At 75.8% G+C, this 13,174-nt stretch carries 12 protein-coding genes; 9 read left to right on the top strand and 3 right to left on the bottom strand.

What is annotated here, in order from left to right:
• Positions 1-37 precede the first annotated feature (37 nt).
• From BM414_RS00270 to BM414_RS00260, 3 genes are all read left to right on the top strand, one after another.
• A complete protein-coding gene (locus BM414_RS00270) occupies positions 38-1,264 on the top strand; it encodes an arginine deiminase (protein WP_245784350.1) in 1,227 nt (408 codons plus the stop codon).
• An 81-nt stretch (positions 1,265-1,345) separates the two neighbouring features.
• Positions 1,346-2,830: an MFS transporter gene (locus tag BM414_RS00265; protein WP_093577468.1), complete on the top strand. Its 1,485-nt coding sequence runs from the start codon at positions 1,346-1,348 to the stop codon at positions 2,828-2,830.
• Positions 2,827-4,263, top strand: coding sequence for a M20/M25/M40 family metallo-hydrolase (locus tag BM414_RS00260; RefSeq protein ID WP_217644437.1), 1,437 nt, complete (start codon positions 2,827-2,829; stop codon positions 4,261-4,263). Before BM414_RS00265 ends, BM414_RS00260 begins: the two co-directional genes overlap by 4 nt.
• A gap of 148 nt (positions 4,264-4,411) precedes the next feature.
• On the opposite strand, the gene BM414_RS00255 is transcribed toward BM414_RS00260, so the two are convergent.
• Positions 4,412-5,347, bottom strand: a complete 936-nt coding sequence (locus tag BM414_RS00255) for a DUF5926 family protein (RefSeq protein WP_093577467.1) — start codon at positions 5,345-5,347, stop codon at positions 4,412-4,414.
• A gap of 56 nt (positions 5,348-5,403) precedes the next feature.
• Between BM414_RS00255 and BM414_RS00250 the strand changes: the two genes are divergently transcribed.
• From BM414_RS00250 to BM414_RS00240, 3 genes are read left to right on the top strand one after another with little or no spacing between them, the layout of a single operon-like run.
• Positions 5,404-6,612 (top strand): cytochrome P450, encoded by a 1,209-nt coding sequence (locus BM414_RS00250; RefSeq protein ID WP_093577466.1) that lies wholly within the window; start codon positions 5,404-5,406, stop codon positions 6,610-6,612.
• Positions 6,612-7,274 carry a DNA alkylation repair protein gene (locus BM414_RS00245; protein WP_217644432.1) on the top strand — a complete coding sequence of 221 codons (663 nt, stop codon included), beginning with the start codon at positions 6,612-6,614 and terminating at the stop codon, positions 7,272-7,274. The genes BM414_RS00250 and BM414_RS00245 overlap by 1 nt, the downstream gene beginning before the upstream one ends.
• Before the next feature lie 32 nt (positions 7,275-7,306).
• Positions 7,307-8,923 carry a long-chain fatty acid--CoA ligase gene (locus BM414_RS00240; protein WP_093577465.1) on the top strand — a complete coding sequence of 539 codons (1,617 nt, stop codon included), beginning with the start codon at positions 7,307-7,309 and terminating at the stop codon, positions 8,921-8,923.
• Positions 8,924-8,944: 21 nt separating this feature from the next.
• On the opposite strand, the gene BM414_RS00235 is transcribed toward BM414_RS00240, so the two are convergent.
• Positions 8,945-9,274, bottom strand: a complete 330-nt coding sequence (locus BM414_RS00235) for a rhodanese-like domain-containing protein (protein WP_245784418.1) — start codon at positions 9,272-9,274, stop codon at positions 8,945-8,947.
• Positions 9,275-9,358: 84 nt separating this feature from the next.
• Here BM414_RS00235 and BM414_RS00230 point away from each other — a divergent pair, with 84 nt between their 5' ends.
• Both BM414_RS00230 and BM414_RS00225 read left to right on the top strand, forming a co-directional pair.
• Positions 9,359-9,874, top strand: coding sequence for a PH domain-containing protein (locus BM414_RS00230; protein WP_093577833.1), 516 nt, complete (start codon positions 9,359-9,361; stop codon positions 9,872-9,874).
• A complete protein-coding gene (locus tag BM414_RS00225) occupies positions 9,871-11,385 on the top strand; it encodes a PH domain-containing protein (protein WP_245784349.1) in 1,515 nt (504 codons plus the stop codon). The genes BM414_RS00230 and BM414_RS00225 overlap by 4 nt, the downstream gene beginning before the upstream one ends.
• 159 nt (positions 11,386-11,544) lie before the next feature.
• On the opposite strand, the gene BM414_RS00220 is transcribed toward BM414_RS00225, so the two are convergent.
• Entirely contained in the window at positions 11,545-12,237 is a 693-nt protein-coding gene (locus BM414_RS00220; protein WP_245784348.1) for a response regulator, read from the bottom strand.
• Between the two features lie 62 nt (positions 12,238-12,299).
• On the opposite strand from BM414_RS00220, the gene BM414_RS00215 reads away from it, so the two are divergent.
• Entirely contained in the window at positions 12,300-13,046 is a 747-nt protein-coding gene (locus tag BM414_RS00215; protein WP_093577463.1) for a sensor histidine kinase, read from the top strand.
• Positions 13,047-13,174 lie beyond the last annotated feature (128 nt).

Genomic DNA, 13,174 nt, shown 5'->3' with positions numbered 1-13,174 from the left:
GTGCGACGGCCCGGTCACTGTGCCAGCCTCGGTCCCCGTGACGACCGCGGCCCCCCGCCCCCTGGGCGTGACCAGCGAGGTCGGCCCGCTGCGGACGGTGGTCCTGCACCGGCCGGGCGCCGAGCTGCGCCGGCTGACCCCCCGGAACAACGACCAGCTGCTCTTCGACGGCGTGCCGTGGGTGGCCCGCGCGCAGGAGGAGCACGACGCGTTCGCCGCCGCGCTCACCGACCGCGGTGTCGAGGTCCTGTACCTGGACCGGCTGCTCGCCGAGGTGCTGACCTCGCCGGAAGCCCGCGAGGAGCTGGTGGCCGCCGCCGTCGACGACCCGCGCCTGGGGGCCACGCTCACCCGGGCCGCGGCCGCCCACCTGGCGGACCTGGCGCCGGAGGACCTGGCCACCGCGCTGATGGCCGGGCTGGCGCACCACGAGCTGCGCGGCGGGCGGGGCCTGGCCTACGAGGTCATGGACCGGCACGACTTCGTCGTCCCGCCGCTGCCCAACCTGCTGTTCACCCGCGACTCCTCGGTGTGGGTGGGCGACCAGGTGGCGATCACCTCGCTGGCCATGCCCGCGCGGCACCGGGAGAGCACGATCACCCACGCGGTCGCCACGCACCACCCGCGCTTCGCCGGCGCCGAGCAGCTCTACGACTCCTCGCTGGAGCACCTCGAGGGCGGCGACGTCCTGCTGCTCGCCCCCGGGGTGGTGGCGGTGGGGGTCGGTGAGCGGACGACGCCGGGCGGCGCCGAGCGGCTGGCCCGCCGGGTGTTCGCGCGGGGGCTGGCGCAGACGGTGCTCGTCGTCCCGATCGCCCAGGAGCGGGCGACCATGCACCTGGACACCATCGCGACGATGGTCGACGTCGACGCGATGGTCATGTACCCCGCGGTCGCCGACACGCTGGTGGCCTGGACGGTCACGGCGGACACGGTCCCGGACGACGACGACACCACCGACCTCGTCGTCCGCGGGCCGGCGCCGTTCGTCGTCGCCGCGGCCGAGGCCATGGGCATCGAGCGGCTGCGGGTGATCGACACCGGCCTGGACCCGGTCACCGCCGAGCGCGAGCAGTGGGACGACGGCAACAACACCCTCGCGCTGGCCCCGCGACTGGCCGTGGCCTACGAGCGCAACACCGTCACCAACGCCGCGCTGGAGGCGGCCGGCATCGAGGTGGTGCCCATCGCGGGCTCCGAGCTCGGCAGCGGCCGCGGCGGGCCCCGGTGCATGTCCTGCCCGGTGTGGCGCGACCCGCTCTGAGCCTCCCGGCACGACACTGCCGCTCAGTACGCTGCCGTACCCCTCCCGTCCCGGGGAGGCCTCGGGGAGAGGACGCGAGGCGTGATAGGTACGGGGACGGCCCGGCGGACCGGCCGGATCGCGGGGCTCGGCGGGGGACTGGTCGGCTGGCTCGTCTTCGTCGAGTTCACCAGCGGCGTGCTCCAGGGCTACTACGTCCCGCTGCTGACCGACGTGGCCCGGCACCTCGGCATCCACGACGCCGACGTCAACTGGCTCGAGGCCGCTCAGCTGATGCTCTCGGCGATCGCCGTGCCGGTCCTCGCCAAGCTCGGTGACCTCTACGGCCACCGCCGGATGCTGCTGACCTCGGCGGCGGTGGTCGCGGCGGCCACGGTGGTGCTGGCGACCGCCCAGGACTTCGGCGTCTTCCTCGTGGCCTGGGCGGTGCAGGGCGCCTACGCCGCCTGGCTGCCGCTGCAGGTCGCGCTGATCCACTCGCGGTCCCGCGGCCGGGCCGACGCGGCGGCGAGCACCCGCCGGGCGACCGGCCTGATCGTCGCCGCGCTGCAGGCCGGCGCGATCGTGGGCGCACTCGGTGGCGGGCAGGTCGGCGCCGCGCTCGCCGGGCAGTTCTGGCTGGTGCTGCTGCTCCCGGGCCTGCTCGTCGTCGGCGTCTGCGTCGTCGTGCTGACCCGGGTGCCGGAGAGCACGGACCGCCGGGACGGGGACGTCGACGTCACCGGTGTCGCGCTGCTGAGCGTCGTCCTGCTGGTGATCACCGGCGGCCTCACCTTCGTGCGCATCAACGGCGCGAGCGAGCCGTGGCCCTGGCTGGTCACCGCGCTCGGCGTGCTGCTGGTCGTGCCGTTCGTCCGCTACGAGCTGCGCCGGGAGGACCCGCTGGTGGACTTCCGGGTGCTGCGCTCCCCCAGCATGTGGCCGGTGCAGCTGACCGCCGGGCTGTTCGGGGTGAGCGTGCTCGGCGCCCAGGGCCCGCTGTCGACCTACGCCCGCACCGACCCGGCGGTCTACGGCTACGGCCTGGGCCTGTCCACGAGCGAGGTGTCGATCGTCATCGGCGGCTACGTCGTGTCGATGCTGGCCGGCGCGAGCCAGTTCTCCCGGGTCTCGCAGGCCACCACCCCGCGCGTGACGCTCATCGGTGCCGCGACGCTCACCGGCCTCGGGTACCTCCTGCTCGTCCCGCTGCACGACACCCTGCCGCAGGTCCTCGGGGCGATGGTGGTCGCCGGCCTCGGCTCCGGGGCGCTGGTGGCGGCGCTGCCGGCTGCCGCGGCCGCGGCAGCACCGGCCGGCCGCACCGGCGTGGCCACCGGGCTGACCAACACGACCAAGGTGCTCGGCGGGAGCTTCGCCTCGGCCGTCTTCGCCGTCGCCCTGGCGGCCGGCGCACCGGCGGCCGCCGACGGGTCCGAGGGCACGGCCGGGTCGCTGTCGGGCTACGTCACGGTCTGGGTGGTCTGCGGGGCGACGGCGTGGCTGGCCGCGCTGTCGTTGGTCTTCGTGCCGCGGCTGGCGTTCTCCGACCGGCCGGAGGCCGTGGGCGTGCGGGAGGTCGCGTGAGGACCGTGCCGCTCCTCCTCGGCTCGGCGGCCGCGGGAGCCGCCGCGGTGGCACGCCGGGTCGCCCGCTTCCGGCCGGTCGAGGCCCCCGTCCCGCCCGCGGACGCCGCCGGCCTGGACGCCGACGCCGCCGCTGCCCGGCTGGCCGAGCTCATCCGCATCCCGACCGTCTCCTCACCCGACCCCGGCCAGGTCGACAGCGCGGCGTTCTCGCGGTTCCGCGACCGCCTGGCCGAGCTGTACCCCCACACCCACCGGGTGCTGGAGCGGGAGGTCCTCGACGGCGGGGCGCTGCTCTACCGCTGGCGCAGCGGCACGGACCGCCCGCCGCTGGTGCTCATGGCCCACCACGACGTCGTCCCGGTCACCGGCCAGGCCTGGACCCGCGGCCCGTTCTCCGGGGCGGTCGAGGACGGCTGGGTGCACGGCCGCGGCGCCATCGACGACAAGGGCTCGCTGGTGGCGGTCCTCGAGGCGGTCGAGTCGCTGGCCGCGGCCGGGCACACGCCGGCGCGCGACGTCTACGTCTCCTCCAGCAACGACGAGGAGGTCCTCGGTGTCGGCGCCCAGCAGGCCGTGCAGGTCTTCCGCGACCGGGGCATCACGCCGTGGGCGGTGCTCGACGAGGGCGGCGCCGTGGTGACCGGCGTCTTCCCGGGCGTGCCGGGGCAGATCGCTGTCGTGGGGTTGGCCGAGAAGGGCGTGCTCGGCGTCGACCTGGTGACCTCCGACCCCGGCGGGCACGCGTCCTCGCCCCTGGCGGACGGCGCCCCGGCCCGGCTGGCGCGCGCGATCCTGCGGCTGGACGCCGCCCCGTTCCCGGCCCGGCTCGACGAGGTCCTGCTGGGGATGGTCGACGCCGCCGGCCGGCACGCCTCCGGGGCGTACCGGGCGCTGTTCGCGCACGCCCGCGTCCTGCGGCCGCTGCTCGCGACGGCGCTGGCGCGGGCCAGCCGGGAGGCGAACGCCCTGGTGCGGACGACGGTGGCGGTCACCGAGCTCGAGGGCAGCAGCGCGCGCAACGTGCTGGCCACGCGGGCCCGGGCGCACCTGAACATCCGCATCGCTCTCGGCGAGACGGTGCAGTCGACGGTCGAGCGGCTGCGCCGGGTGGTCGGCGACCCGTCGGTCGAGGTCCGGGTGCTCTCGGGCAACGACCCCTCACCGGTCTCGCGCACCGACACCGAGGCCTACGCGGCGCTCGGCGCGGCGGTGCGGGCGGTGTACCCGGAGGCCGCCGTGGCGCCGTACCTGATGGTGCAGGCCAGCGACGCCCGGCACTTCGCGCAGATCAGCGACAGCGTCTACCGGTTCATGCCCTTCGACCTGTCCCGCGGCGAGCTCGACTCCCTACACGCGGCCGACGAGCGGATCAGCGTCGCCGCCCTGCACCGGGGCGCCGTCTTCTTCCGGCACCTCATCCGGCACCTCTGAGGCCCGCCGGCCGGGCTGCACTCCTCCGTGAACGCTCGTGCTCTGCCCACGACTGTGGGCAGAGCACGAAGGCCGGCGGCACAGGTGTCCTGCGCGCTGTCGTGCTCTGCACACGACTGTGGGCAGAGCACGACAGACGGCGGGATCCCTAGCGGAGGGTGACCTGGCGGGAGAGCAGGCCCGCGCGGGCGCGGCGCTCGTCGGCGGTCAGCGGGCCGGTCTGCGCCAGGGCCTGCTCGAGGCGGGTGGCGAACTCCGCCGCCGGGCCGGCCCACTCCTGCGCGGGGGTGTCGGCGGGCAGGTCCCACACCGGGACGACCAGCCCGTGGGCGCGGAAGGCGCCGGCGTAGCGGGTGCCCTCGCCCAGCAGCAGCTGCTCGGAGGCCGAGAGCCGGGCCAGCGCGTCGAGCAGCGGCTCCTCGGCCTCGGGCCGCACCCAGCGCAGGTGGGCCCGCTCGTCGCCCGGCCGCACCCAGTAGGCCGCCTCGAGCCCCTCCAGGCGCTCGGTCGGCAGCACGGCCTCGTTGGCCCGCTCCAGGCCGGCACGGGCCGCGGCGTTGGCGTCGGTCCCCTCCAGCCAGAAGCCGAAGTCGGGGTGCACCGTGACCTCGAGCGGCGCGGTGAGGTCCAGCACCTCCTGAAGCCGGGGCCCGGACGAGCCGGCCGCGCCGATGGGACCCGGGTCCACCGGCGCCCCGGCCGGGGACTCCAGCGCGGCAACGAGCGCGGTGCCGAGGTCGCGGCTGACGTCGTCGGAGGAGGCTGCCAGCTGGACGCCCAGCAGGATCTCGCCGTTGCTCCGGACCAGCGCCGGCGCCCCGCCGGGCAGCACGCTCGCGAGGGTGACCGCGCGCCCGTCCGTGGTCGTCAGGGGTGCGGTGGCGGCGGGCACCAGCTCGCGCAGCGCCACCCAGTCCGGCTCGCCGGGCAGGCCCTCGAAGGGGCGGGTGACCGGCGGCGCGTAGCCCGAGCCGTGGCAGTGCTTGTACCGGCGGCCCGACCCGCAGGGACACGGGGCCTTGGGGTTGACCTCGCCTGCGGCGGGTGCGGGCGCGGGACGGCGGCGGGTCGAGGAACGGGCCATGCAGCCCAGCGTATGTGGGGTCGCGGCGCCACCCGCGCCGCATAGGGTCGGCAGCCGTGACCTCCGTGACGGCACCGCTCGACCTCACCGACCCCGCCGTCGTCGTCGATCCCTACCCGGCGTTCGCCGCCGCCCGCGCCGTCGCGCCGGTCCAGTGGCACGAGGGGCTGGGCCTGTGGCTGGCGTTCACCCACGCGGAGAGCAACGCCGTCCTGCGCGACCGGCGGCTGGGCCGCATCTGGCGGGACAGGGAGCCGGCCGAGCGGTTCGGCTCGTTCAACCTGATCCACCGCAACGCCATCCTCGAGATGGAGCCGCCCGACCACACCCGCCTGCGCCGGCTGATCAGCGCCGCCTTCGCGCGGGGCCACGTCGAGCGGCTGCGCCCGTGGGTGCAGGACCTGGCCGGCGAGCTGGTCGACGGCCTGGCCGAGCGCTCGGGCGGCCGCGAGCCCGTCGACGTCCTGTCGGGGATGGCCGAGGAGCTGCCGGTGGCCGTCATCGCCGAGCTGCTCGGCGTTCCGGCGGCCGACCGGCCGCTGCTGCGGCCGTGGTCGAACGCCATCGTGAAGATGTACGAGTACGGCCGGGCGACGGCGATCGAGGACGCCGCCGAACAGGCCGCCGCGGAGTTCGTCGCCTACCTGCGCGAGCTCGCCGCGCAGCGCCGCCGCGCCCCGGGCGAGGACCTGCTCTCGCACCTGGTCACCGTCCGCGACTCCGAGGGCGACCGGCTGACCGAGGACGAGCTGGTCACCACCTGCATCCTGCTGCTCAACGCCGGCCACGAGGCCACGGTCAACGTCAGCGGCAACGGGCTGCTCGCGCTGCTCGAGCACCCCGGCCAGCTGGCGCGGCTGCGGGCGGACCCGGGCCTCCTGCCGACGGCGATCGAGGAGCTCATGCGCTTCGACTCGCCGCTGCAGCTGTTCGAGCGCACCGCCACGGCCGACGTCGACATCGGCGGCGCGACCGTGCGCGAGGGGCAGAAGGTGGCCGCGCTGCTCGGCGCCGCCAACCGCGACCCCGCCGTCTTCGCCGCCCCCGACACCCTGGACGTCGGCCGCACCGACAACCCGCACATCTCCTTCGGCGCGGGCGTGCACTTCTGCATCGGGGCACCGCTGGCCCGCGTGGAGCTCCAGGCCTCCTTCGGCGCGCTGCTCGAGCGGACCTCTCGGCTGGAGCTGGCCCACCCGGCGCGGCGCCGTCCCGAGTTCGTCATCCGCGGCCTGGCCGAGCTGCCCGTCGTCCTGACCCGGTAGTGGCCGACACCGCCGACGTGCTCGCCCGGCTGCGCGGGCTGGCCGACCCCGCCCGACTGGAGGGCATGGCCCGCTACGGCATCGGCGGCGCGCAGACCCTCGGTGTCACCGTGGCCGAGCTGCGCGCGCTGGCGAGGGAGCTGGGCCGCTCGCACGAGCTGGCGGCGGGGCTCTGGAGCTCCGGCGTCCACGAGGCCCGCATCCTGGCCAGCCTGGTCGAGGAACCGGCGGCGGTCGACGAGCGGCAGCTCGACGAGTGGGCTGCCGCGTTCGACTCGTGGGACGTGTGCGACCAGGTCTGCCAGAACCTGGTCCGGCACACCCCGTTCGCCCGGGCGAGGGCGCTGGAGTGGAGCGGGCGGCCGGAGACGTTCGTCAAGCGGGCCGGGTTCACCGTCATGGCCGGTCTCGCGGTCGCCGACAGGCGGTCGGACGACGACCGGTTCGAGCCGTTCCTGCGGGCGGTCGCCGAGCAGGCCGACGACGACCGGCCGCTGGTCCGGAAGGGCGCGAGCTGGGCGCTGCGGCAGATCGGCAAGCGCAGCCCCGGTCTGCACGCCCGCGCCGTCGCGACCGCGCAGGAGCTGAGGTCGGGGGGCCGCGGCGCCCGCTGGGTCGCAACCGACGCCCTCCGGGAGCTGGAGCGGCGCGCTCCCCGGTAGAGGGTGAGCCCCGTCACTGGCACGATGCGGCCATGCGCGGGCTCATGCAGGACTTCCCCCTCACCATCGACGCGATCTTCCGGCACGTCGAGCAGCACTACGGCGACGGGACGATCGCGACCAACAGCCCCACGGGCGTCACCAAGGTGACCTACGCCGAGTGGGCCGAGCGCACCCGCAAGCTGGGCGGCGTCCTCGACACGCTGGGGATCAGCGCCGAGGGCCGGGTGGGCACCTTCGGCTGGAACAGCCAGCGGCACCTCGAGCTCTACTTCGCCGCGCCGTCCAGCGGCCGCATCCTGCACACGCTGAACATCCGGCTCTTCCCGGAGCAGCTGACCTACATCGCCAACCACGCCGAGGACGAGGTCGTCTTCGTCGACCGCTCCGTGCTGCCGCTGTTCTGGCCGCTCGTGGACACGATGAAGACCGTGCAGCACGTCGTGATCATGGACGACGGCAGCGACAACGAGATCCCCGACGACCCGCGCATCTCCGACTACGAGGCGCTGCTGGCCGAGGCCTCGCCGGTCGAGTTCCACGTCGAGGACGAGAACTCCGCTGCCTCGATGTGCTACACGTCCGGCACCACCGGCAACCCCAAGGGCGTCGTCTACTCGCACCGCTCGACGTTCCTGCACACCATGGGCGTGCTGATGCCCAACGCCTTCGGGCTCAGCATCCGCGACGTCGCCATGCCGGTCGTGCCGATGTTCCACGCCAACGCCTGGGGCATCGCGCAGGCCGCCCCGGCCGCCGGCGCCTCGCTGGTCATGCCCGGCCCGATGATGCAGCCCGAGGCGCTGGCCAGGCTCATCCTCGACGAGGGCGTCACCTTCACCGCCGGCGTCCCGACCATCTGGCAGGGCGTGCTGCCCCACCTGGCCGGCAAGCCGCACAAGCTGCGCGACATCGGCTGCGGCGGCTCGGCGGTGCCCAAGGCACTGTCGGAGGCCTACCGCGAGCAGGTCGGCCTGCCGATCCTGCAGGCCTGGGGCATGACCGAGACCCACCCGGTCGCCTCGTCGGGCATCCTGCCGCCCCGCTTCGACGACCTCGACGACGAGGGCAAGGCCGCGCAGCGTGCCCGCGCCGGCATCCCGTTCCTCGGCGTGGAGGCGCGCATCGTCGACTCCGAGACCCTCGAGCCGCAGCCCTGGGACGACCAGGCCACCGGTGAGCTGCAGGTCCGCGGCCCGTGGTGCGCGAAGGACTACTACAACCCCGACGCGGGCGTCGAGCTGACCACCGAGGACGGCTGGATGCGCACCGGCGACGTCGCGGCGATGGACTCCTTCGGCTCCATCCGCATCGCCGACCGCACCAAGGACCTCATCAAGTCCGGCGGTGAGTGGATCAGCTCGGTCGACCTCGAGAACGCGATCATGAGCCACCCGAAGGTCAAGGAGGCCGCGGTCGTCGGCATCCCGCACCCGAAGTGGGACGAGCGGCCGCTGGCCTGCGTCGTCCTCCGGGAGGGCGAGACCGCCACCGAGGAGGAGATCCTGGAGTACCTCAAGCCGCTGATCGCCAAGTGGTGGATGCCCGACGCCGTCGAGTTCATCGACGAGGTCCCCAAGACCAGCGTCGGCAAGTTCTCCAAGAAGGACCTGCGGTCGCGCTTCGCGGAGTACGCGCCGAAGTCCTGAGGCCGGCCCCCGCCAGGGGCCCTAGCGGATGAAGGGCGGCTGGCCGGTCTCGCTCACCAGGGGCCGGCCGGCCGCCTCCCACTCGCCCATGCCGCCGCCGACGTTCACCGCGTCGTAGCCGTTCAGGTTGAGCCAGGCGGCCACCCGCGCCGAGCGCCCGCCGCTGCGGCAGACGACGTACACCGGGTCGCCGTCGGGGACCTCGTCGAGCCGGGCCGGCACGTCGCCCATCGGGATGTGCGTGGCGCCCTCCGCGTGGCCGGCCACCCACTCGCCGTCCTCCCGGACGTCGAGGAGCGCGGCGTCCTCGGGGACCTCGACGGCGGACACGGTCGGGACCTGCTGCGGCATCACGCACCCCATCCTCCCAGGCGGGCCCGAGCCGTAGCAGCGCACCGGGGGCAGGTCCCCGACGGGCTGGGAGGATGGGCCGTGATGTCCGCTCCTCCCGCACCCCCGGTCCGCGAGCCGGCCTGGCCGCTGTCGCGCTCGGCCATCTGGCTGTGGGTCACCCAGGGGGTCCTCGGCACGCTGGTCTACGGCGTCCTGGTGGCGGTGTTCGTGATCGCGATGCCCGCGTCGACGGGCGGCCCGGTCCCGGTGCTGCGGTGGCTGCTGCCGGCGCTGGTCGTCGTCTACGCGGTCGTGGCGATCGGCATCCGCCCGTGGATCCGCTACCGGGTGCACCGCTGGGAGGTCACCGCGGACACCGTGCACGCCCTCACCGGCTGGCTGACCCGCACCTGGACGCTGGTGCCGGTCGCGCGGATCCAGACCGTCGACGTCACCCGCGGCGTGCTGCAGCAGCTCTACGGGCTGGCCAGCGTCGCGGTGCTGACCGCGTCGTCGCAGGGCACCGTCCGGGTGCCGCACCTGGAGCTCGGCGTCGCGGAGCGGGTGGCCGACGACCTCGCCCGCCGCGCGGAGCAGGTCCGGGACGAGGCCACGTGACGGGGGGTGAGGTGACGGAGGCGGGCCAGGAGACGCCGGAGCTGACCGCGGCCCGCCGCACCTCGCCCCTCGTCGTGGTGGTGCACACGGTCACCTTCCGGCAGGCCCGGCAGGTCGTGCCCGCCGCGATCCCCGTCGTCGCCGCGGTGGGTGTCGACGGCGTGGGCGTCGTCGTCGCGCTGGTGGCCGCGGTGACGGCGCTGTCACTGCTGTTCGCCGCGCTGTCGTGGTGGCGGTCCACCTACCTCGACACCGCCTCGTCGGTGGTCCTCACCCGCGGCCTGCTGGCCCGCTCGGTGCGCACCGTGCCCAACGACCGCATCCGCGGCGTCGAGGTGGAGGCGCCCGCGCTGCACCGGCTGTTCGGCCTGGTCCGGGTCCGCATCGACGCCGCGGCCGGGACTCTGACCGGCGGGGACGAGGAGGTCGTCGTCGACGGCGTCCCGCGGGCCGAGGGCGACCGGCTGCGCGCCTCGGTGCTCACCCACCGCCGCACCGCGCCCGTGCCCGCCGGGACGGACCCGTCCGCCCCGCCGCCGGAGGAGCCGGGCGAGGAGGAACTGGCACGCTTCGACCGCCGCTGGCTGCTGTACGCGCCGCTGGTGGGCAGCTACCTCGCGGTGCCGCTCGCAGCGGTCGGCGCGCTGTCACGGCTGCTGCAGGAGCTGCCCCGGGACCTGCGGCCCGACCTCGACGGCCCCGACCTCACCGACGTCCGCGTGCTGGTCGTCACCGCGGTCGCGGCGCTGCTGCTGCTCGTCCTCGGCGCCGTGACCGGGGCCGCGGTCGTCAACTGGGGGTTCCGGCTGGTGCGGCGCGGGGGCTCGCTGGTCGCCGTCCGCGGGCTGCTGACCCGGCGGCACACCGAGCTCGAGGTCGACCGGGTCCGCGGCGGCACCCTCGCCGAGGGGCTGGGCATGCGGCTGGTGCGCGCCGCCCGGGTCAACGCGCTGGTCACCGGCCTGGGCGCGGCCAACCGGCGCGGCCAGCTGTTCCCGCTCGGCCCCCGGACCGAGGCGGTGCGGCTGCTCGGCGTGCTCGTCGACGACCCGGGCCCCCTGGCACCGCACCCGCCGGCCGCGCGGCGGCGGGCGCTGGTGCGCGCGGTCGGCAGCGGGCTGCTGGTCATCGCGGCCGGCGCGGTGCTGACCGGCCTCACCGGGTTCTGGGGCCTGCTGGCCACCGGGATCGTGCTCACCGTGCTCGGCGTCCCGCTCGGCCTGGGCCGCTACGCCGCGCTCGGCCACGCCACCGGGCCGCGGTCGTTCAGCGTGCGCAGCGGGCTGCTGGTGCGCGAGCAGGCGGTGCTGCAGCGTCGCGCCGTCGTCGGCTGGCAGGTGCGGCAGACGTTCTTCCAGCGGCGCGCGGGCCTGGCCACCGTCGTCGCCTGCGTCGGCGCGGGCAACGGCGGTTACGCGGCGGTCGACATGGCCGCCGGCGACGTCGCGGCGTTCACCGGAGCGGCCTCCGGGCCGTGGGCCACCGCCCCGCCGACCGACCTCCCCGGCTGAGGCACGGCGGCTGAGGCCCGACGGCCCGGCCCGGGCGGGCCGCGCCGCGTCCCCGGCCGGTCGGTGGCCCGTCGGGGCCAGTTCACCGATACCGGCGCGTGTCGATCACGGGCCCGGGTAGCCCGCGGTTCGATGACGGCTGCTCCGCGGGAGACCCGCTCAGCTCAGTCCGCCGGTCCCCTTGCGGAGCCCGGCGCGGCCGGCGAGCGCGGCCGCCTCGACGCGGGTGCTCACCCCGAGGCTGCGCAGCAGCGAGGCCACCAGCCGCTTCGCCGTCCGCTCGGACACGTGCAGCGTGGTGGCGATGTCGACGGTGCTCGTGCCGTCGGCCACCAGCCGCCACAGCCGGCGCTCGTCGCTGGTCAGCCGGTCGGCGATCGTCTGCTCACCGGTCGGCGCGGCGTCGTCGAGCAGCTGGCGCAGCAGCGCCTCGGGGACCACCGACCAGCCGTCGAGCACCGCCAGCAGCGGGCGGACCAGCGACTCGGGGTCGGCGGTCTTGGGCAGGAAGCCGGCCGCCCCGGCCCGCAGCGCCTCCAGCGCCGCGTCGGCCTCGGCGAGCCCGGACAGCGCGACCACGCGGACCACCGGGTCGGCCCGGCGGATCGCCGCGATCGCCCGCACGCCGCCCGGCGGCGGCATGTGCAGGTCCACGACGGCGACGTCGGCGTGGTGCCGGCGCACCAGCGCGGCCGCCGCGGAGGCATCGTCGGTGGTGGCGACCACGCGCACCCGTCCCTCGCTGACCCCCGGGAGCAGCAGCGACAGCCCCCGGCTGAACAACGGGTGGTCGTCGACGACGACCACGTCCACGTGCGTCTGACGCTCAGCCCCGGCGTCGGTCGACCCCACGACCCTCCTCACCCGGCCCGTTGCGCCCGGCGGAACAGGCCCGACGCACCCCGGAGGTGCCCGTGACCCTGGCCCCCGACACACCCCGTACCGCCCGGTCCGGTTCCGGCTGGCTGCTCCCCGACCTCGCCCGCGTGGTGCGCGACCACGTGACCCGCGCGGTCCGCCGCCCCGCTCCCGAACCCGAGGTCCCGCCCACACCCGACAGCGCGCTGCTGCGGGCGATGTGCCACGACATGAAGAGCCCGCTGGCCTCCCTGGAGGCGCTGCTGCGCTCGCTGGACCGGGCGCCCGCCCAGCACGACGAGCTGCTGGACCTCGCCCGCGCGCAGACCGCCCACCTGTCCTCGATGCTGCGCACCGCCGACGCCTCCGGCGGGGCCACGCGGCGGGCACCCGGCGGCCGGCTGCTCGACGACGTCGTCCGTGCCTCGGTGGCCGCCTCCGGGCTGCCGCCGCGCCAGCTGACCGTCGGCGTGCAGGACTGCGCCGCCGACGTGACCGTCGGCGACGCCCGCGTGCAGCGGATCCTCACCAACCTGCTGGAGAACGCGCACCGGCACGGCGACGGCGCTCCCGTGCTGCTCACCGTGACCTGCCGGGGGGACTGCGTCCGGCTCGCGCTGACGCAGGACGTGGCCCACCCTGAGCGGGTCGTGCAGTACCTCCGCCACGACGCGCCGCCGGTCGACCTCACCGGCCTGGGCCTGTGGTCGGTGCAGCGGCACGCCCGGGACCTCGGCGGCACGGTCGTGTGGGCCACCTCCGCGGCCGGCCTCACCCTCTGCGTCCAGCTCCCGGACCGGTGAGGACAGCCTGGGGTGAGCCGCCCGGCGGGGCGGGTCGAGGAGCGGGGCCGCCGCGACGGTGGCCGGCGTGGGCTCAGCGCAGGTGCAAGAGGGCACCTGGCCGCTGGGGTGAGTCGCCCTGCGGGGCG

It is taken from the genome of Geodermatophilus amargosae (genome assembly GCF_900116515.1).
GTDB lineage: Bacteria > Actinomycetota > Actinomycetes > Mycobacteriales > Geodermatophilaceae > Geodermatophilus > Geodermatophilus amargosae.
This window is presented reverse-complemented; position numbering and strand designations above follow the sequence as displayed.

Excerpts from the sequence above, each read along its gene's own strand:
- BM414_RS00230 (WP_093577833.1), top strand. The coding sequence starts at position 9,359 with ATGTCCGCTCCTCCCGCACCCCCGGTCCGCGAGCCGGCCTGGCCGCTG.
- BM414_RS00235 (WP_245784418.1), bottom strand. The coding sequence starts at position 9,274 with ATGCCGCAGCAGGTCCCGACCGTGTCCGCCGTCGAGGTCCCCGAGGAC.
- BM414_RS00240 (WP_093577465.1), top strand. The coding sequence starts at position 7,307 with ATGCGCGGGCTCATGCAGGACTTCCCCCTCACCATCGACGCGATCTTC.
- BM414_RS00255 (WP_093577467.1), bottom strand. The coding sequence starts at position 5,347 with ATGGCCCGTTCCTCGACCCGCCGCCGTCCCGCGCCCGCACCCGCCGCA.